The sequence below is a fragment of the Thermomonas sp. XSG genome (assembly GCF_014678725.1).
Lineage (GTDB): Bacteria > Pseudomonadota > Gammaproteobacteria > Xanthomonadales > Xanthomonadaceae > Thermomonas.
On sequence record NZ_CP061497.1, the window covers coordinates 1,913,922 to 1,933,479 of the forward strand.

The window sequence follows — 19,558 nt, forward strand, 5'->3', positions numbered from 1 at the left end:
GGTTTCTTCCCGTCAGCGACGATGCGCATGCCAATCCAGCAACACGACGAGGTCCTCATCATCGGCGGCGGCCACAACGGGCTGGTCTGCGCCGCCTATCTCGCCGGCGCAGGCCTGAAGGTGCGGGTGCTGGAGCGCCGCCAGCTGGTTGGCGGCGCGGCGGTCACCGAGGAGTTCCATCCCGGTTTCCGCAACTCCGTGGCCAGCTACACGGTCAGCCTGCTGAACCCGGCGGTGATCCGCGACCTGCGGCTGGCCGAGCACGGGCTGCGCGTGGTCGAGCGGCCCTACGCCAACTTCCTGCCGCTGCCGGACGGGCGCAGCTTCCGCCTCGGCGGCGAGCACACGAACGCCGAGGTGGCGAAGTGGTCGGTGCGCGATGCGCAGCGGCTGCCCGAGTACTACGCGATGCTCGACCGCATCGTGGTGGTGTTGCGCGAGCTGATGCGGCGTACGCCGCCGAACGTGAGCGACCGCTTCGTGCTGGCCGACTGGCTGAACTCGATGGCGGTGGGCAGGCAGCTGAAATCGCTGGACATGCGCGGCCGCCGCGACCTGCTCGACCTGTTCACCAAGTCGGCCGGCGAGCTGCTGGACGACTGGTTCGAGGGCGAGCCGCTGAAGGCCGCGCTGGGCTGGGATTCGGTGGTCGGCAATTTCGCCAGTCCGTACACGCCGGGCAGCGCCTACGTGCTGCTGCATCACGTGTTCGGCGAGGTGAACGGCAAGGCGGGTGCTTGGGGCCACGCCATCGGCGGGATGGGCGCGATCACCCAGGCCATGCGCAGGGAGTGCGAGGCGCGCGGCGTGGCCATCGAAACCGATGCCGAGGTGGCGCAGCTGCTGGTGGAAGGTGGCAAGGCGGTCGGCGTCGCATTGGCGGACGGCCGTGAGCTGCGCGCCGCGACCATCGCCAGCAACCTCAATCCGAAGCTGCTGTACACCAAGCTGGTCGAACCCGGCCAGCTCGACGATGACACCGCCCAGCGCATCCGCCGCTACCGCTGCGGTTCCGGCACCTTCCGCATGAACGTGGCGCTGTCCGAGCTGCCGGACTTCACCGCGATGCCGGGCACCCGGCTGCAGCCGCACCACCAGAGCGGCATCCTGATCGGACCGTCGCTGCAGTATTTCGAGCAGGCGTATTTCGATGCCAAGTCGCGCGCTTACAACCCCGGCTGGGCGCGCAAGCCTGTCGTCGAGGTGGTGATTTCCTCGACCCTGGATGACACCCTGGCGCCGGCCGGCCAGCACGTGGCCAGCCTGTTCTGCCAGCAGGTGAACCCGGCCATCGCCGACGAGGACGGCGGCTGGGACGCGCACCGCGACACGGTGGCGAAGCTGATGATCGACACCGTCAACGACTACGCACCGAACTTCGCCCGCAGCGTGCTGGGCTATGAGGCGCTGAGCCCGCTCGACCTGGAGCGGCGCATCGGCCTGGTCGGCGGCGACATCTTCCACGGTGCGCTTGGCCTCGACCAGATGTTCAGCGCGCGCCCGCTGCTGGGACAGGGCAATTACCGCGGTGCGTTCGAAAATCTCTACCTGTGCGGCTCCGGCACCCATCCCGGTGGTGGCGTGACCGGCCTGCCGGGGCGCAACGCCGCGCGTGAAATCCTCAAGGATCTGGGCCGTTCGCCGCGTCCCGATTGATGGGATATTCGTGAACCGATGGGTCCTTTTTTGCAGTGCAGCGTGCAAACACCCTCACGAATCCTTCACGATCGGCCCGCGTCCCGACGTGGGGGAGGGAGCAGGCCCGCAGAGACTCCGGTCGAAGCGGGCTTTTTTATGCCTGCGGTCTGGCCCGGGAGCGGTTCGATCCGGGATCTGCCGGGACACCAGCCATGTTGCGTTGCTGTGGATTGCTGCTCTCGTTTGCACTGGCCGCCTGTTCGGGCGTGAGCCGGGACTTCACCCAGTCCTTCGTGGACGCCAACCGCGGGCTGGATGACGACGCCCGCGTCGCCGCGTATTCCCCCGAGATGAAGCTGCTGGCGGTGGGCCGCGAATCCGGCAGGTTGGAACTGTGGGACGTGCGCCGGCCGGATGCACGCATCGCCCGGCAGGCGCATGCGCTGCGCGTGCAGGGGATCGCGTTCGGCCCGCAGGACGGCATCGTCATCAGCAGTTCCGGGTTCGGGAACATCGACGCGGGTGAGATCGTCGAGCGCGAGAACGGGCCGAAAATCTGGAGCGCGCGCACCGGCGAGTTGCTGCATGCCTTCGGCGGCGCCGACTGGTTGCCGGGCGCGGTGTCCGCCACGCCGCTGCGCGGGCTGTACCTGCTGGCCAGCTACGACGAGCTGCGCATCTACGACCATGCACGACGCATGTTGGTGGGCACACCCCTTCGCCTGCAGCCGGACGGCGGGATCACCGCGCTCGACTGGGACCAGGCGTCCGGGTTGATAGCCGCCGGCACCGACAAGGGCCTGATCGCGCTGCTGCGGCTGCACCGGGAGCCGCAGGGCGGCGCCCGGCTGGAAATCGCCGGTACGCACGCGCCACACGGGCACGGTCCACGTCGCGGCGTGTTGGCGGTGAAGCTGCTCGATGACGGCCGCAAGCTGGTGAGCGTGCAGCATTCGCCGGCGCTTTCCGAGGCGATGGGCGACAACGTGCCGCCGCTGTACAGCGGTCACCAGCACGAAACCGTGCGTTGGGATGTCGCCACCTGGCGGCGCGAGCATGCGTATTCCAGTTCACTGCTCGGCGTGCACCAGGCAATACACACCCGCGGCGAGGACTGGCTGGTGCTGGCTGGCGTGGCCGGCGGCAGCGCTCGGATCGCCGGCAAGATCGAGCTGGTGGACCTGCGCAGCGGGGTGTCGTGGCTGTATCGCGCCAACACCACGCATCCCACCGCGGTACTGCTGCCACCTGCCCGCGAGGGGCTGGTGCTGCAGAGCGGCCGGGCCACGCGCATCCGCTACCTGGACCAGAAGGACGACGTGCCGTGGGTCCCGCCGCAGTAGCGGGTCGGCGTGCTCAGTCTGCCGGCACGGTGCGCGGCAGCGCCCACTCGCGCAGCGCCTGTACCTGTTCGGCCATCAGCACCGACAGCGGGCGGGTCTCGCGGATCGCCTGCATCAGCGCATGCGTGTCCAGCCCGGCCTGGGTGGCGTGTGCGGCATACAGCGCGCTAACGATGACCTGTTCGATTTCGGCGCCGGAATACCCCTCGGCCGCCGCGGCCAGCGCCGACAGGTCGATGTGTTCGCGGGCCAGCTGGCGCCGGTCCAGGTGCAGGGCGAAGATCTCCGCGCGGGTGGCGGCATCGGGCAGGTCGACGAAGAAGATCTCGTCGAAACGGCCCTTGCGCAGCAGTTCCGCCGGCAGCTGCTGCACCTGGTTGGCGGTGGCGACCAGGAACACGCGCGCCTTGCGCTCGGCCATCCAGGTCAGGAGGTAGCCCAGCACCCGCCGCGACAGCCCGCCATCGCCGTCGCCGCCGTCGGTCGCCAGGGCCTTCTCGATCTCGTCGATCCACAGCACGCAGGGCGCGAGCTGTTCGGTGGACGCGAGCGCGGTGCGCAGGTTCTTCTCGGTTTCGCCGTGGAACTTGTCGTACAGGGTGCCGAAGTCCAGCCGCACCAGCGGTACGCCGAAGCCGCCGGCCACCGCCTTGGCCAGCAGCGACTTGCCGCAGCCCTGCACGCCCAGCAGCAGCACGCCGCGCGGCGGCGGCAGCCCGGCCGGGGGCGGGTCCTGCACGAAGGCGGCGCGCCGTTGTTCCACCCAGCGCTTCAGGCGCGCTGCGCCGCCCACGTCGGAAAAACGCGCGGTGTCGTATTCGTAGTGCAGGTGGCCGCTCTTGTTGAGCAGCTCGAACTTCAGCCGCGCCAGCTCCGGCAGGTCGTCGGCGCCCAGCGCGCCGTCGCGCCAGATCAGGTGGCGGGCGATCCGGCGCGCGTCGGTCAGGGTCAGGCCGTGCAGGTTGCGCACGATCTGCCGGACCGCATCGGCATCGGCCTCCACCCGGCGTCCGCCGTTCTGCGCGGCGTAGTCGCGGGCTTCGTCCTTGACCAGCTTGAGCAGGGCGTTGGCGTCCGGCAGGCGCAGCGAGAACCTCGCGGCGAACGGTTCCAGCGCCTCCGGCAGCTCGATCCTGGTGCCCACCAGCACGATCACGTGCGGCTGGCTGCCGCGGCGCTGTATGAGGTCGCGCAGCGCGCGCTGGTAGCTGGCGTAGCCGAGGTAGGGGGTGGCGTCCATCAGCAGGTAGACGCCGCGCTGGCTGGCCTCGCGCATTGCGTTGAGGGTGGCGCTGAGATCGGGTGCCAAGCCGCTTTCGTCCTCGCCGTCCATGTCCACCCGGCGCAGGCCTTCGGTCACGCTCCAGCGATACAGCGCGCGCCAGACGTGCATCAGTGACTGCCGGAACAGTTCCATCACCCGCGCTTCGTCGGGTGTTTCGATCACCAGCAGGGGGGTCTCCGCGCGGATCAGCGCGGCCAGGTCCAGCAGTTCGCTCATGGGCGGGCACGATAGCGGTGCGTCGGCGATGCCACAATCGGCGCATGGACGATGTGTTTTCCGCCGAGATGCAGACCCTGTCCGCGCGTGCCCTGCAGCGCCTGCGCGCGGCCGGTTGCGCGATTACCGACGAAGCGGCGCTGGCGCGCCTGGCGGTGGCCAGCGACTTCGCCATCGATGCGCTCGTCCGCCAGCCGGAACTGCTGGACCGGCTGCAGACCGATGCGGCGGCCCCGCTGCCTGCGCCGATGCTGGAGGCGGGCAACCAGGGCGAATGGGCGCGCCTGCTGCGCCGCTACCGGCAGGCGGAATCGACCCGGCTGGTGTGGCGCGACGTGGTCGAGTGCGCCGATGTCGAGGCGGTCCTCGCCGGCAGCAGTGCGCTGGCGGAAACCTGCCTGCGGCTGGCGCTGGACGCGCTGGAGGCGGATTTCGCCCGGCGCTTCGGCAGCGTGCGCGATGCCGAAGGCGCACCGCAGCGGCTGGTGGTGTTCGGCCTTGGCAAGCTGGGCGGGCGCGAGCTGAACTTCAGTTCCGACATCGACCTGGTCTACGCCTACGAACACGAGGGCGAATCCGATGGCGCGCGCAGCCTGCATGCGCAGGACTACTTCGCGCGGCTGGGCCAGCAGCTGGCGAAACTGCTGGACGAGGTGACCGCGGATGGCTTCTGCCATCGCGTCGACCTGCGTCTGCGCCCGTTCGGCAACGCCGGGCGGGTGGCGCTGTCGTTCGCGGCGATGGAGCTGTATTTCCAGCGCGAGGGCCGCGACTGGGAGCGTTACGCCTGGCAGAAGGCGCGCTGCGTGGCCGGCGACATCGCCGCCGGCGAGCGCTTCCTCGATGCGCTGCGGCCGTTCGTCTATCGCCGCTATCTGGACTACGGTGCGCTGGACGGGCTGCGCGCGATGAAAGCGATGATCGCCGCGGAAGTGGCGCGCAAGGACATGGCCGGCGACATCAAGCGCGGGCCGGGCGGCATCCGCGAGATCGAGTTCCTGGCGCAGGCGCTGCAGCTGATCCGCGGTGGCCGCGAGCCGGCGCTGCGCCGCCGACACCTGCTGGCGACGCTGCAGGCGCTGGCGCAGGCGGGGCACATGGAAACCGACGCGGCATCGGCACTGGCGGTGGCATACCGTTTCCTGCGCCGGCTCGAGAACCGCCTGCAGATGCTGGCCGATGCGCAGACCTATGCGCTGCCCGAGGACGGGCTGGCGCGCGCGCGCCTCGCCGCCGGGCTGGGTTATGCGGACTGGCAGGCGCTGGATGTCGCGCTGGCGGCGCAGCGGGCGAAGGTGGCGGAGGAGTTCGGCGCGTTGCTGGCGCCGCGCCGTCGCCGCATCTCCGGTGGCGACGAACTCGCCAGTTACTGGCGGGCGCTGCCCGAGCACGGCGAAGCCGCGCAGCTGGAGGCGGTCGGCTTCGAGCATGCCGCCGAGCTGCACGCCAGCCTCTGCGATTTCGCCCGCACGCCAGGCGTGCGCGACCTCTCCGACGCCGCGCGCGCGCGCCTGGATCGGGTGCTGCCGGCGCTGCTGCAGCACGCCGCCGCTTCCGATACGCCCGATGCGGTGTTGCGCCGGGTGCTGCCGCTGCTGCACACCATCCTGCGCCGTGCCAGCTACCTGGCGCTGCTGGACGAGCAGCCGGCGGCACTGGCGCGGCTGGCCAGCGCGCTGGCGCGCAGCGCCCTGCTGGGTGAGCGCCTGGCCGCCTATCCGCTGCTGCTGGACGAACTGCTGGACGTGCGCGTGGGTGGCGAACTGCCGGATCGCGCGACCATGCAGGCCCAGTGCGCGGCGGCGCTGCGCGACAACGACATGGAGGCGTCGCTGGATGCGCTCAACGAAGTGCGGCAGGCGCTGAGCTTCCGCTTCGCGCTGGCGCTGCTGGATGGCCGCATCGATGCGCAGAATTGCGCCCGCCACCTGGCGTGGCTGGCCGATGCGGTGGTCGCCTGCGTGCTGCAGCTGGCCGACGACGAACTGCGCGGCGCGCACGGCCGCGTCGACGGCGGCCGCTTCGCCGTGCTCGGCTACGGCACGCTGGGCGGCGAAGAGCTGGGTTTCGGCTCCGACCTCGATCTGGTGTTCCTGTTCGATGCGCCCGCGGACGCCACGTCCAACAGCGCGCGGCCGCTGGATGCGCCGCGCTGGTACGCGCGGCTGGGGCAGAAGATCGTCTCGCTGCTGGGCGTGCGCACCGGCGCCGGCCGGTTGTTCGACGTCGACGTGCGGCTGCGTCCCGACGGTGCCAAGGGGTTGCTGGTATCGAGCTTGGCCAGTTTCACCGACTACCAGCGCAACCGCGCGTGGACATGGGAACATCAGGCGCTGGTGCGCGCCCGTGCGATCGCCGGCGACGCCGCGCTGGCGGGGGCCTTCGACGCCCTGCGCGCGCAGGTGCTGGCGCAGCCGCGCGATGGCGGCAAGCTGGCCGAGGATGTTTCCGCGATGCGCCGCAAGATGCGCGCCGAACTGGACCGCAGTGATGCTGTCATGCTCGATCTCAAGCAGGGCGACGGCGCGCTGGTCGATCTGGAGTTCCTGCTGCAGTTCCTGGTGCTGCGCGATGCGGGTGCGAGCCCCGGATTGCTGGCGCCGCGGGCCACCAGCGCCCTGCTGGAAGCCGCGCTGCAGGGGGGCAGTCTGGACGCGGCTACCCACGCCGCGCTGCGCGAGGCGCATGCCGCGCTGCTGGACACCGGCCTGCGCTGCACCCTCGACCGCCGTCCCCGCCGCGCGGCGCGCGACGAACGCATCGAGCGCGCCTGCGCTGCGATCGTGGCGGCGGTGCAGGCGCAGGGGCTGGCGTTCGACGCGGCGTAAACCGAATCCATCCCCCAGATTCGTGGGAGCGCACTGAAAGGGCATGACCGCTCTCGCGGGATCGGAATCGTGCAAGGCGCGTCGCGCCCCTGCGGTGCGCCTACATGCCCAGACGCTGGCGGATCTCCCGCGCGACGCGCGCGGTTTCCCGCAGCGGCTCGGCGGCGAACGGTGCCAGCGCATCGTCCAGCGCGCGCGCGCGCGCGCTTCCGATGAGTGCATCGAGGAAGGCCCGCGGGCGCCCCTGCAAAGCCTGCGGCGACCACACGTACAGCGGCGCGCGGGTGGCCGCGGCTTCGCTGAGCATGTTCACCGAGTCCGGCGTGCAGACGATGCGGTCGGCGCAGGCCAGCAGCCCGGCGTAGGGATTGGCGCCGTCGCCGGTGTCGCGCCAGCGCAGGCCGGGCAGGTGCGGATCCACGCCCGCCAGCGCGTGGCGCCAGGCCACGGGCGTGCGCCGCGAGGCGACAGCGCTGAAGCTGCCGCCTTCGGCCCGTGCCTGCGCGGCCAGCCGCTGCAGCAGCGCCGCGAAGTCGGCATCGTCCAGCGGCGCGTGGCGGGTCGGGCCGCCCACCAGCAGCACGCTGTGCGGGGTGGGCAGGGTGGCCAGCGACGGGAATGCGGCGATCGCGCACAGCAGGTAGTCGTCGTCGACCGGGTGCAGGCTGCCGAGCGTGGCGATGACATTGGCCCCTTGGAGGCCGTCGTGCGCGGGGGCCACCACGATGTCCCAGTGCCGGCTGGCGATGCGCGGATCGAGGATCTGCACCGCCTTCGCGCCGCGTGCGCGCAGCAGGCGGGTGGCCAACGCCGCCTGCCGGCCGCAGCCGATGGCAACGGTGGGCGGCGCACTGCAGGCCGTCCGGAACACCGGGCCGAGCGCGGCTTCCGCACCGGGCAGCCGTCGCGGGGCCAGCCAGCGCCACGGCGCGCGCGGTTGCAGCGTGACCTCACTCGGGCGGCTGTCCAGCGCATGAGCCAGCGCCAAGGCCTGGCGCGCGTTGCCGGCGCGGCCGTCGTGGATCGCCAGGGTTGCCGATGGGAGAGGCGCGGCGGAGCGTCGTTGCATGGTTGGCATCTATTCGTTCCGAATATGCTGCATTACATGCGCCCGTGGAACCATACACTGTGCGCCATCGCCCTCACGATACAGAGATTGCCATGTCCCAGCCGCTTCCCGGTGCCGCGCTCGACCAGCTGTTCCGCACCGCCCGCACCTACAACGCCTTCACCGGCGAGGTCTCGGACGAGACCCTGCACCAGCTCTATGAACTGCTGAAGTTCGGCCCCACCGAGGCCAACACCACGCCGGCGCGGATCGTGTTCGTGAAGTCGGCCGAGGCCAAGGCCAAGCTGGGCCCGGCGCTGTCCGAAGGCAATTTCAAGAAGACCATGGAGGCGCCGGTGGTGGCCATCGTCGGCTACGACATGCGCTTCTTCGACAAGCTGCCGGTGCTGTTCCCGCACACCGATGCCAAGCCGTGGTTCGAGCACCGCGACGAAGCCGACCTGGCGTGGGTGGCGATGCGCAGCAGCGCGCTGCAGACCGCCTACCTGATCCTGGCGGCGCGCTCGCTGGGCCTGGACTGCGGCCCGATGACCGGCTTCGACAATGCCAAGGTCGACGAAGCCTTCTTCGCCGGCACGCCGATCCGCTCCAACATCCTGGTCAACCTCGGCCACGGCGACCCCGCCAGCATCTTCCCGCGTTCCCCGCGCCTGGGCTTCGACGAAGCCTGCCGCATCGCCTGATCCGTCATCCGTCTCTTCTTCCCGCCCATTCCGGAGTCATCGCATGAACACCACCATCCGCAACCTGTTGTTGCCGCTCGCCATCGCCGCCGCCGTCGCTGCCTGCAGCAAGCCGGCCGAGCCCGCCGCCACCGCCGCAGCGCCGGCCGATGCCGCGGTCGCGGCGCCCGCCGAAGCCGCAACCGTCGCCGAGGCGATCACCGCGGTGTCCGGCACCTACCAGCTCGACCCCACCCACACCGACGTGCTGGCGCAGTGGACCCATTTCGGCTTCTCCCAGCCGAGCGCGCATTTCGGCATCAGCGACGGCACCCTGGTCTATGACGCCGCCGACGTGACCAAGTCCAGCGTCCAGGTCACCATGCCGATCACCGGCATCGACAGCTTCGTCGACAAGCTGGACGAGCACCTGGCCAGCGGCGACTTCTTCGACGCCGGCAAGTTCCCGAATGCAACCTTCAAGAGCACCAGCGTGGCGGCCGCCGGCACCAACAAGCTGACCGTCACCGGCGACCTGACCATCAAGGACATCACCAAGTCGGTGACCCTGGACGTGACCCTCAACGGCGCCGGTGAACACCCGATGCTGAAGAAGCAGGCGATCGGCTTCTCCGCCACCGCCACCATCAAGCGCACCGACTTCGGCGTGGGCGCCTACGCGCCGAACGTCAGCGACGACGTGCAGCTGCGCATCACCACCGAAGGCACGCTGGCCGACGCGCCGGCCGCCGACGCCGCGCCGGCGCAGGGCTGATGCCATGATCGTCGAACGCCCTGCCGGCGCCCGCGGCGAAGTGGACATGGGGTGGCTGCACAGCCACCACACGTTCTCGTTCGGGCATTACTACGACCCGGCGTGGATGGGCTTCGGCGTCCTGCGCGTGATCAACGACGACACCGTCGCCGCCGGCGGCGGGTTCGCCCCGCATCGCCACGCCAACATGGAAATCATCAGCGTGGTCCTGGACGGCGCGCTGGCGCACAAGGACAGCGCCGGCAACGCCGGCGTGATCCGCGCTGGCGACGTGCAGTGGATGAGCGCCGGCCACGGCATCGAGCACAGCGAATACAACGGCTCGGATGCCGCGCCGGTGCACTTCCTGCAGATCTGGATCCAGCCGGCGCGGCTCAACCACGCGCCGGCCTACGACCAGAAGCACTTCGCGCCGGACGCGCGGCGCGGACGCTGGGTGTTGCTGGCCTCGCCGGATGGCGCCGACGGCAGCATCGGCATTCGCCAGGACGCCAGCCTGCGCGCCACCCGCCTGCTGCCGGGCGACGCGCTGGAAGCGGCGCTGGATCCGGCGCGCCGCTACTGGCTGCATGTGGCCATCGGCGAGGTTGCGGTGGGCGAGCGCGTGCTCGCCGCCGGCGATGCGCTGGGACTGTCCGAAGAGGGTGGTGCGCTGGCACTGCGCGGTCTTGCTGAAACCAGCGACGTGCTGCTGTTCGATCTCCCCGCATGACCGTGCCCGCCATCCCCGCGACAGCGGGGATGGCGGATGCGCGCTAAACTGGCCGGGTTCCCGCAACCCGTTGCATTCGCCATGGCACAGCCCGCTTCGCCCGCCCCCGCGTCCGCCCGCGCCCAGCAGACCTACGAGGTGCATCGCGCCGAGTTGCCGCTGAGCTGCCCGCTGCCGTCGATGGCGGTGTGGAACGAGCATCCGCGGGTGTACCTGTCGATTGTCGAGGATGGCGGGCGCAGCCAGTGCCCGTACTGCGGCAGCGTCTACGTCCTCGTCGACTGAGCCCGCGGCGCCCGCGATGCGCCGCCTGACCGTGGTGCAGCTGCTGCCGGCGCTGGAAGCCGGCGGCGTCGAACGTTCCACCCTGGAAATCGCCGATGCGCTGGTGCGCGCTGGGCATCGCGCCGTGGTCGTGTCCGCCGGCGGCCGGCTGCTGCCGCAGCTGCAGGCGCTGGGCGCCGAGCACGTGCTGCTGCCGATCGGGCGCAAATCGCCGCTGGTCCTCCGTCATCTGCCGGCGTTGCGGCGGGTGCTGCGTGGTGCCGACATCGTGCATGCGCGCTCGCGGTTGCCGGCCTGGCTGGGCTGGATGGCGCTGCGTGGAATCCATGCCGGTCGGCCGCATTTCGTCACCACCGCACACGGACTCAATTCGCCGTCGCGCTACAGCGCGATCATGACCCGCGGCGAGCGCGTGGTCTGCGTGTCGCGCACGGTGCGGGACTACCTGCTGCGCCATTACCCCAAGGTCGATCCGGCGCGGCTGGTGGTGGTTCCGCGCGGCATCGACCCGGCCGCGTTCCCGCCCGCGCCGCTACCGGACCGCGCCGCGCGTGCGCAGGTCGCGGCGCTGCATCCGCAGCTTGGGGGGGATGGGCCGATGCTGCTGCTGCCGGGCCGCGGTACGCGCCTGAAGGGCCATGCCGACGCTATCGGCCTGCTGGCGGCGCTGCGCGCAGAAGGCGCGGATGCACGGCTGTGGATGCCCGGCGCGCTCCAGGCCGGCCGCGAGGACTACGTCACGGAACTGTCGGGGCTGGCGCGCGCCGCTGGCGTGGAGGCGATGCTGGCGATGACCGCGCCGACCGCGGCCATCGCGCAGGCCTACGCGGCCTGCGACCTGGTGCTGCAGCTGTCGCGCAAACCGGAGGCGTTCGGGCGCACGGTGGTCGAAGCGCTGGCGGTGGGCCGGCCGGTGTTGGGCTGGGCGCATGGTGGCGTTGGTGAGCTGCTGGCCGAACTGCAGCCGGCGGGCGCGGTCGCGCCCTTCGACGCCGGCCAGCTTGCCGCGCGCGCGTGCGCGCTGCTGGCTGCACCACCATCGCCGCCAGCGGCGATGCCCTATACCCTGCAGGCGATGCAGGAGGCGACCTTGACGCTGTACCGGACGATGGTGGACGCATGAACGCACAGACGATGCAGCCCGGCGGCCTGGCCGAATGGCGCTGGGCGCCTGCCTGGGTCCTGACCTTCGTGGCCCTGTGGCCGGCGCGCGGGATTGCCGAGGCGGTGCTGGTGCTGGGCGCGCTGGCCGGCCTGGTGCGGCTGGTCGGCAGCCGCTTCCGCGGCGGCGGTGCGCTGCTTAGCGGGCCGGCGTGGGCGCTGACGTCGGTGCTGTTCGCCGCCTATTGGCTGCCCGAACTCATCGCCGCGATCGACGCACGCGATCGCCTACACGCCTTCAGCGAGGTGCTGACCGACCTGCGTTACCTGCCGTTCCTGTGGGTCGCCGCGGCGGCCGTCGCCAGCGAGGCAGGCCGCCGCCGCACCTTCGGTGGCCTGGCGGTCATCGCGCTGGCATGGACGCTGGACGCGCTGGTCGAGGCGGGCACCGGCACCAGCCCGCTGTTCTGGCTGCTGGACCAGGCCAAGCATGCGGTCAGTGGCCACGGCATGTGCACCGCCGGCGAAGCGGAGGCGGCGGACCGCCTGGCGGGCGTGCTGGGGCCCTGCAACCTCAAGCTGGGCATCGTGCTGGCCAGCCTGTCGCCGTTCGCGCTGGCGGCAGCGCGGCAGCGGCTGGGCCAGCTGGGCTGGCTGGCCGCGGCGTCGGCGATCGGGCTGGTGGTGATCCTGGCAGGCTCGCGGGCCTCATGGCTGACCTACGGGCTGGTGCTGCTGTGGACCGGCTGGCGCGCGCTCGGCTGGCGCAAGCTGATGGCGGTGTTCGTGGCCGGTGCGCTGATGCTGGTGGCGGCCAATGCGCTGTCGCCGCAGGTGCGCGAGCGTGTGCAGCGCACCACGCTGGCGCTGACCGCGCAGCCGGATGGCGTGGACGCTGCGCTGTCCGGGCGCGGCCGGATCTGGTCGGCGGCACTGTGCATGGTGCGCGAGCATCCGCTCAATGGCGTCGGTCCGCGCGCCTTCCGCGATGAGTTCCCCGCCTGCGACCCGCAACCGGGCAAACCGGCGGCCTGGGGCACCGGCGCCGCCTTCCATGCTCACCAGATCGTGCTGGAAGTGCTCAGCGAAACCGGCATCATCGGCCTGTTGTTGTGGCTGGCCGGCGCCGCGCTGGGCTGGCGCGCCTGGTGCTATGCCGATGCCGGTGCGCGCGAACGCGCGCGTCCGGCGATGCTGGCGCTGGCGGTCAGCGTGTTTCCGCTCAATACCCATCTGGCCGCGTATTCGACCTTCTGGGGCAGCGTGCTGCTGCTGCTGGCGGCCCTGTACGCCGGCAGCCTGTGGGGCCGCGAGGCGCCGGCGGTGCCGCCTCAGTCGTAGCGCGAGCGCCCGTCCGGCTGGCGCTTGAAGCGCCGGTGCAGCCACAGGTACTGGCTGGGCGCCTGCCGCACCATCGCCTCGATCGCCGCATTGACCGCGGCGGTGTCGGCCACCGCATCGTCGGTGGGGAACGGCGACAGCGGCTGGCCCACCTGCAGCACGTAGTCCGCGCCCTCGCGGCGGTGGAAGAACGGCACCACCGCGCAGCCGGTCATGCGTGCGAACTGGTGGGTGGCGGTGATGGTGGCGGCGGGAATGCCGAAGAACGGCGCGAACACGGTGTCCTTGCCGCGCATGTCCTGGTCGGGCGCGTACCAGAGCACGCCGCCGCGCTTGAGGTGGCGGATGGCCGCGCGGGTATCGCCGTTGCCGAACATCGCGCTGGCATAGCGCAGGCGGCCGCGCAGCACCGCCCATTCCATCACCGGACTGCGGTGCTTGCGGTACATGCCGGCCAGCGGCACGTGGTCGCACAGCAGGCGGCCGCACAATTCCAGGGTCATGAAGTGCCCGGACACCAGCAGCACGCCGCGGCCTTCGGCCTGCAGGCGCTGGAGGATCTCCAAGCCCTCGATGCGGGCGCTGGCGCGCATCGGCGCGACCTCGCCCCACCAGGCGCGGGCGAATTCGAACAGGCCGATGCCGACGTCGCGGAAGTTGGCGCGCAGCAGCGCTTCGCGCGCGGGGCCATCCAGTTCCGGCAGGCATAGCGCGAGGTTGGTGCGCGCGGCCTCGCGCCGGTCCGGCAGCAGGCGCAGTGCCAGCCAGCCGACCGCGGCGCCCATGGCGCGCTGCAGTCCCCAGGGCAGGCGCGCCAGCGCCATGCACAGGCCAACGCCCAGCCAGACCGGCCAGTGGCGCGGGGCGAACGACGGGCGGTCGGGTGGAGTCGAAGTCATGCGGGGATTCTAGTGCGTGATGCGTTGCCGCGGCCTGCGCGCATGGCCGCGGATGCGGCGGCTTCGCTATCCTGTACGGCATGCAGGCCGATCTCACCGAACGCGTGCTGCGCGGCCTGTATTCGGCCGCGCTGTACCTGCTTGTGCCGATCACGCTGTACCACCTGGTCTGGCGCGGCTTCCGCCAACGTGCCTACCTGCAGCGCTGGGACGAGCGCTACGCCAGTTATCCCGAAACAGTGCCCGCGGCGCCGCTGTGGCTGCACGCGGTGTCGGTGGGCGAGGTCAACGCCGCGGCGCCGCTGGTGAACCGGCTGCGCGCGCTGCGCCCCGACCTGCAGCTGGTGGTCACCACCATCACCCCCACCGGCTCCGAACGGGTGCGCGCGCTGTGGGGCGATGCGGTCACCCACGTGTACCTGCCGTATGACCTGCCCGGCGCGGTGGGGCGCTTCCTCGACCGCTTCCAGCCGGTGATGGCGCTGATCGTGGAAACCGAACTGTGGCCGAACCTGTTGTTCGGCTGCCGCGACCGCGGTATTCCCACCTACATCCTCAACGCGCGGTTGTCGGCGCGCTCGCTGCGCGGCTACCGCGTGCTCGGGCCGCTGATCCGGCGCGCGCTGGGCAGCGTGCACCGGGTGGCCGCGCAGTCCGAGGATGATGCGCGCCGGTTCCTCGAGCTGGGCGCGCTGCCCGAGCGCATGCAGGTCACCGGTAACCTGAAGTTCGACATGGCGGCGGTGGACAGCGGTGCCTTCGTCGATGAATTCCAGGCAGCGCTGGGTGTGGCGCGGCCAGTATGGATCGCCGCCAGCACCCACGAGGACGAGGAGGCCCCGGTGCTCAGCGCCCATCGTGCGCTGCGCGGGAGCCATCCCGACGCGCTGCTGCTGTGGGCACCGCGACATCCGGAACGCTTCCGCGCCGCAGTGCAGGGCGCGCGTGATGCCGGCTTCGCGGTGGCTTCGCGCAGCGAGGAGGGCTGGCCGGGGGCGGAAACCGGGGTGTTCGTGATCGACACCCTCGGGGAACTGCTGCGCTTCTATGCCTGCGCCCAGGTGGCCTTCGTCGGCGGCAGCCTGCAGGCGATCGGCGGGCACAACCTGCTGGAGCCTGCGGCCACCGGCACCGCCATCCTCACCGGCCCGCACCTGCACAATTTCGCCGACATCGCGCGGCGCCTGCGCGAGGCGGGCGCGATGCGGATCGTCGCCGATGCGCCGGCGCTGGCCGCTTCGCTGCGCACGCTGTTCGACGATGCCGGCGCACGCCGGCAGCTGGCCGCCAACGCGGCGCGGCTGCTGGAAGACGGGCGCGGCGCGCTGGCGCGCACGCTGGCGATGATCGAGCCAGCGTTGCCGGCGGCCGGCCCCGCAAACGGAAAGAGCGGGGCAAGCCCCGCTCTCTGATCCGCCGCCGTTGTGTCAGGCCGGACTCAGCGCGCCGCCAGGGTCTGGTCGAGGGCCTTGTCGGTGGTCAGCAGGCGGTTGATGTCCTCGACGTCGGAGACGTCCAGCGTGCCGGCCGACTGTTCCAGCAGCAGCCGGCTCTGCAGGAAGTTGTACTTGGCCTGGGCATAGGCCTGCTGCGCGGAGAACAGGGTGCGCTGGTTGTTCAGCACGTCCAGCACGGTGCGCGTGCCGACTTCCAGGCCGACCTGCGAGGCGTCGTAGGCGCTCTGCGCGGACACCAGCGCCAGCCGGCGCGCTTCCACTTCGCTGATGCCCGCCACCACCGCCTGGTAGGCGCCGCGGGTGCTGCGCTCGATCGCGCGGCGGCTCTGCTCCACCGCGTCGGCGGCGCCGTCGCGCTGGGCCAGCGCGGTGCGCACGCCGGACTGGGTGGCGCCGCCGGCGAAGATCGGGATGTTCAGGGTCACGCCGACGCTGGTATTGGCCTTGTTCTCACCAATGAAGGCCGGGTTGTCGTACAGGCCGGGGATCGCCTTGCCATAGGTCGCCTGCAGGCCGAGCGTGGGGTAGTGGCCGGCGCGCGCGGTCTTGACGCCGGCCTGGGCCACTTCCAGGTTGGCTTCCTGCGCCTTCAGCGAGGGGTTGTTGGACAACGCGTCGCCGACGAAAGCCTCGACGCCCTTCTCCGCGGGCAGCGCCGGCTTGAAGTCATCCGGCAGGCCCTTGAGGTTGGCGACCGGGGCGCCAGTGATTTCCACCAGCGCCTGGTAGGCATCGCGCACCGCGTTGCGGGCGAGGATGGTGCTGGCGCGCGCGCCGTCGTACTGGGCGCGGGCTTCGTGCACGTCGGTGATCGGCGCCAGGCCCACTTCCAGGCGCTTGCTGGCGAAATCGAACTGTTTCTTCAGCGCGGCTTCCGCGGCTTCCGCGGCGGCCAGCGTTTCCAGCTGGACCAGCACGTTGAAGTAGGCGGCGGAGGTGCGGGTGATCAGGTTCTGGCCCGCGGCTTCCAGGTTGTAGCCGCCGGCGCGGTCCTGCGCCTTGGCGCCCTGCAGGGCGGTGTAGTTGCCGAAGTTGAACAGCGACTGGTTGAGGCTGAGGCCCCAGCTGCCATTGCTGGAATCGCCGTTGCCGCGATCGACCCGGTTGCTGCTCACGGAGCCGCCGATGCCCGGCAGCAGGTTGGCGCGGGCCTGCACCGGCCGCTCGGCGGCGACGGCGCGGGTGGATTCCGCGGCGGCGTACTGGGGGTCGCTGCTGCGCGCGTTCTGGTAGCTCTGCAGCAGGTCGTCTGCCTGCGCCGCAGCCGGCAGCAGGACGAGGGCAAGGGCGAGGGCGAGCGGGCGACGCGACATGGAGGGATCCTTGGCGGATTACAGGGTGAACGCAGGCACCGGTTCGGCGCCTGCAAGGTAGGGGAGGTCGGTTTCAAACAACGATTCGACGCGGCTGCCGTTGACCGTGCGGTGCACCAGCGCCGCATCCATCGCCGGCGAGCGGCCGTGCACCACGAACATGCGGCCGCCCGGGTTGAGCCATTCGACGAAACGCGCCGGGATGCTGGCCACCGCTGCGCCGACGCAGATCACGTCGAAGCTGCGGCCCGGGTTCCAGTCGAAGGCGTCGGCGGCGCGCACCGTGGCGTTGCCGAAGCCCTGCGCCGCCAGCCGCGCCTGCGCGGCCTCGGCGAGGTCTGGATGGCGCTCGATGGCGACCACTTCGCGCGCCAGCCGGGCCAGGCAGGCGGTCAGGTAGCCGCTGCCGGCGCCGATCTCCAGCACGCTCTCGGTCGCGGTGGGCAGCAGTGCCTGCAGGATCCGGCCTTCCAGCACCGGCTTCAGCATGGTTTCACCGTGGCCAACAGGAAGAGCGGTGTCGGCATACGCCAGCCCGCGCAGCGATTCGGCGACGAAGGCCTCGCGCGGCATCCGCGCCAGCGTGTCGAGCACGCGGACATCCAGCACGTCCCAGGGACGGATCTGCTGTTCCACCATGTTTTCACGGGCGCGGGCGAAGTCGATGCTCATGCGGGGATAAATCCGTTGCGGGGAACCGGGCATTGTAGTACCGCCAGCCCCGGTCTGGCGGGCAGTCTGGCCGTACCGGTACACCAGCACGCAGTGCCGGAAGTCACCGCCACCAAGGGCAGGGCGGGGCTTCGTTCAGCCTGCCGGTCAGCGTTTCGCATAGGCGCGCAGGAACAGCTCCACCACGCCGGCGACGTGCTCCTGCGGGGTGTCGTGGCGGCCGCTGCAGCAGTAGCCGAACACCGCCTGCGCGTGTGGCTCGCCCTTGAGCAGGGTGAAGAACTGGCTGGCGGCGCGGGCGGGATCCTCGATCTCCAGCTCGCCTGCGGCGATGCGCCGCTCCAGCAGCGCGGTGAAGCTGTTCTGCACGCGTTGCGGTCCGGCTTCCCAGAACACCGCCGGCATGTGGCTGCCGGTGATCTGCGGCGAGCACAGGATGCGATGCCCGGCGATCGCCTCGGGGGTCATGATCATCGCGAAGAACGCCTCGCCGATATCGATCAGGCGCTCGCGCAGCGGCACCCCGGGGTGCGGTTCGAACAGCCGGGTGGGCATTCCCTGTTCGCAGTGCGCGCGCACCGCCTCCGCGAACAGCCGGTCCTTGTCGCCGAAATGGCTGTAGACGGTGAGCTTGGATACTCCGGCCTCGGCCGCGATCTGGTCCATGCTGACGCCGTCGAACCCCTGCAGCACGAACAGGCGCTTGGCGGCGTCCAGGATCGCCGCGCGCTTGGCCAGATCTTTCGGTCGGCCGGGACCAGCGGGCTTGCACTGGGGGGTGTTGCGGATCATGCCGTGGATAGTGGACTGCGGAGTTTGGCAACTATACCATACCCGCCAGTTCAATATAGAGCGCAAGCCGACGGAGCGGGCATGGAGCTGGACAGGAAGAGGCTGCGCGGCAGGTGGACGCTGCGTTCGCTGGCCACGGGCGCGCTGGTGGCGCTCACCTTGGGCGCCTGCGGGCGCGACCCGCAACCCGCCGAGGCGGTGCGCACGGTGCTGGTGGTGCAGCCGGGCGCCGTAGCCGGGATGTCCGCGGAGGCGTTTGCCGGCGAAGTGCACGCACGCCAGGAAAGTGCGCTGGCGTTCCGCGTCGGCGGCAATCTTGTGCGGCGCCTGGTCGATGCCGGCGAGGAAGTGAAACAGGGTCAGTTGCTGGCAGAACTGGATCCCGGTGATGCGCGGCTGCAGGCCAGCGCGGCGCAGGCCGACATGGCGCGGCTGGGCGGGGACCTGGAGCGTTACCGCAAGCTGGTGTCGCAGAAGCTGATCAGCCAGTCGGCCTTCGATGCGCAGCAGGCGGCCTACCGCGCGGCCCGCGCCAAGTACGAGTTGATGCGCAACCAGGACGACTACACCCGCCTGCGGGCGCCGCGCGACGGCGTTATCGCCAGTCGCCAGGCGGAGGCGGGGCAGGTGGTGGCCGCCGGGCAGCCGATCTTCCTGCTGGCCGCCGACGGCGGCCGCGAGGTCGCCATCGGCCTGCCGGAAGCGAGCATCCGCGACTTCCACACCGGCCAGCCGGCGGTGGTGGAGCTGTGGAGTGCGCCCGGCAGGCGCCTGCCCGGGCATATCCGCGAGATCGCCGCGGCGGCCGATCCGCAGACCCGCACCTACGCCGCGCGCGTCGCCCTGGACGGGGCGATGGCGGCCGACGCCGGGCTCGGCCAGAGCGCGCGGGTGTTCATCAACGGTGCCGCGGGAAGCGGGCTGCGCCTGCCGCTGGCGGCGGTGCAGCGCGGCGACGGCGGCGCCACCGCGGTGTGGGTGGTGCAGGACGGCAAGGCCCGTCAGCGCGCGGTGCGGCTGGGAGGCTACGGCGAGGACAGCGTGCCGGTGCTGGAGGGCGTCGGCCTGGGTGACTGGGTGGTGGCCGCAGGCGGCCACCTGCTGCGCGAGGGCGAGTCGGTGAAACCGGTCGACCGGCGCAATCGCCCGGTCGCGGCCGGGACGCGCTGA

Annotated in this window: 17 protein-coding genes; 11 read left to right on the forward strand and 6 right to left on the reverse strand. The window is 71.2% G+C overall.

The features are described from left to right. Positions 1–27 precede the first annotated feature (27 nt). Together ICG51_RS09045 and ICG51_RS09050 are read left to right on the forward strand one after the other, a co-directional pair. Positions 28–1,656: an NAD(P)/FAD-dependent oxidoreductase gene (locus ICG51_RS09045; protein WP_190280058.1), complete on the forward strand. Its 1,629-nt coding sequence runs from the start codon at positions 28–30 to the stop codon at positions 1,654–1,656. Between the two features lie 248 nt (positions 1,657–1,904). Further along, complete coding sequence (locus ICG51_RS09050; RefSeq protein ID WP_190280059.1) at positions 1,905–2,981, forward strand: hypothetical protein; 1,077 nt, start codon at positions 1,905–1,907, stop codon at positions 2,979–2,981. Positions 2,982–2,994: 13 nt separating this feature from the next. Here ICG51_RS09050 and ICG51_RS09055 read toward each other — a convergent pair whose 3' ends face one another. Further along, a complete protein-coding gene (locus tag ICG51_RS09055; RefSeq protein WP_190280060.1) occupies positions 2,995–4,482 on the reverse strand; it encodes an AAA family ATPase in 1,488 nt (495 codons plus the stop codon). A gap of 44 nt (positions 4,483–4,526) precedes the next feature. Here ICG51_RS09055 and glnE point away from each other — a divergent pair, with 44 nt between their 5' ends. Then, the gene (gene glnE, locus ICG51_RS09060; RefSeq protein WP_190280061.1) at positions 4,527–7,310 is read left to right on the forward strand and encodes a bifunctional [glutamate--ammonia ligase]-adenylyl-L-tyrosine phosphorylase/[glutamate--ammonia-ligase] adenylyltransferase; all 2,784 of its coding nucleotides are present in this window, start codon (positions 4,527–4,529) and stop codon (positions 7,308–7,310) included. A 100-nt stretch (positions 7,311–7,410) separates the two neighbouring features. Here the strand turns inward: glnE and ICG51_RS09065 are convergent, their stop codons facing one another. Beyond that, positions 7,411–8,379, reverse strand: coding sequence for a mitochondrial fission ELM1 family protein (locus tag ICG51_RS09065; protein WP_190280062.1), 969 nt, complete (start codon positions 8,377–8,379; stop codon positions 7,411–7,413). A 92-nt stretch (positions 8,380–8,471) separates the two neighbouring features. Between ICG51_RS09065 and ICG51_RS09070 the strand changes: the two genes are divergently transcribed. The 6 genes from ICG51_RS09070 (at position 8,472) to ICG51_RS09095 (ending at position 13,255) form a co-directional block, all read left to right on the forward strand. Beyond that, positions 8,472–9,062, forward strand: a complete 591-nt coding sequence (locus ICG51_RS09070) for a malonic semialdehyde reductase (RefSeq protein ID WP_190280063.1) — start codon at positions 8,472–8,474, stop codon at positions 9,060–9,062. Between the two features lie 43 nt (positions 9,063–9,105). Further along, complete coding sequence (locus ICG51_RS09075; protein ID WP_190280064.1) at positions 9,106–9,816, forward strand: YceI family protein; 711 nt, start codon at positions 9,106–9,108, stop codon at positions 9,814–9,816. A gap of 4 nt (positions 9,817–9,820) precedes the next feature. Next, positions 9,821–10,528 carry a pirin family protein gene (locus ICG51_RS09080; protein WP_190280065.1) on the forward strand — a complete coding sequence of 236 codons (708 nt, stop codon included), beginning with the start codon at positions 9,821–9,823 and terminating at the stop codon, positions 10,526–10,528. A gap of 81 nt (positions 10,529–10,609) precedes the next feature. Then, entirely contained in the window at positions 10,610–10,813 is a 204-nt protein-coding gene (locus ICG51_RS09085; protein ID WP_190280066.1) for a zinc-finger domain-containing protein, read from the forward strand. Between the two features lie 16 nt (positions 10,814–10,829). Continuing rightward, positions 10,830–11,936, forward strand: coding sequence for a glycosyltransferase (locus tag ICG51_RS09090; protein ID WP_190280067.1), 1,107 nt, complete (start codon positions 10,830–10,832; stop codon positions 11,934–11,936). Then, positions 11,933–13,255 (forward strand): O-antigen ligase family protein, encoded by a 1,323-nt coding sequence (locus ICG51_RS09095; protein ID WP_190280068.1) that lies wholly within the window; start codon positions 11,933–11,935, stop codon positions 13,253–13,255. Before ICG51_RS09090 ends, ICG51_RS09095 begins: the two co-directional genes overlap by 4 nt. Here the strand turns inward: ICG51_RS09095 and lpxL are convergent. Further along, positions 13,246–14,154: an LpxL/LpxP family Kdo(2)-lipid IV(A) lauroyl/palmitoleoyl acyltransferase gene (gene lpxL, locus ICG51_RS09100; protein ID WP_190280069.1), complete on the reverse strand. Its 909-nt coding sequence runs from the start codon at positions 14,152–14,154 to the stop codon at positions 13,246–13,248. The genes ICG51_RS09095 and lpxL overlap by 10 nt on opposite strands. Before the next feature lie 80 nt (positions 14,155–14,234). On the opposite strand from lpxL, the gene waaA reads away from it, so the two are divergent. After that, entirely contained in the window at positions 14,235–15,566 is a 1,332-nt protein-coding gene (gene waaA, locus ICG51_RS09105) for a lipid IV(A) 3-deoxy-D-manno-octulosonic acid transferase (RefSeq protein WP_190280070.1), read from the forward strand. Positions 15,567–15,592: 26 nt separating this feature from the next. On the opposite strand, the gene ICG51_RS09110 is transcribed toward waaA, so the two are convergent. From ICG51_RS09110 to ICG51_RS09120, 3 genes are all read right to left on the reverse strand, one after another. Then, positions 15,593–16,924 carry a TolC family outer membrane protein gene (locus tag ICG51_RS09110; protein ID WP_190280071.1) on the reverse strand — a complete coding sequence of 444 codons (1,332 nt, stop codon included), beginning with the start codon at positions 16,922–16,924 and terminating at the stop codon, positions 15,593–15,595. Between the two features lie 18 nt (positions 16,925–16,942). Continuing rightward, positions 16,943–17,596 (reverse strand): protein-L-isoaspartate O-methyltransferase, encoded by a 654-nt coding sequence (locus ICG51_RS09115; RefSeq protein ID WP_190280072.1) that lies wholly within the window; start codon positions 17,594–17,596, stop codon positions 16,943–16,945. A gap of 147 nt (positions 17,597–17,743) precedes the next feature. Beyond that, a complete protein-coding gene (locus ICG51_RS09120; protein WP_190280073.1) occupies positions 17,744–18,388 on the reverse strand; it encodes a TetR/AcrR family transcriptional regulator in 645 nt (214 codons plus the stop codon). Positions 18,389–18,469: 81 nt separating this feature from the next. Here ICG51_RS09120 and ICG51_RS09125 point away from each other — a divergent pair, with 81 nt between their 5' ends. Then, on the forward strand, positions 18,470–19,558 hold the full coding sequence (locus ICG51_RS09125; RefSeq protein ID WP_190280074.1) for an efflux RND transporter periplasmic adaptor subunit: 1,089 nt from the start codon (positions 18,470–18,472) through the stop codon (positions 19,556–19,558).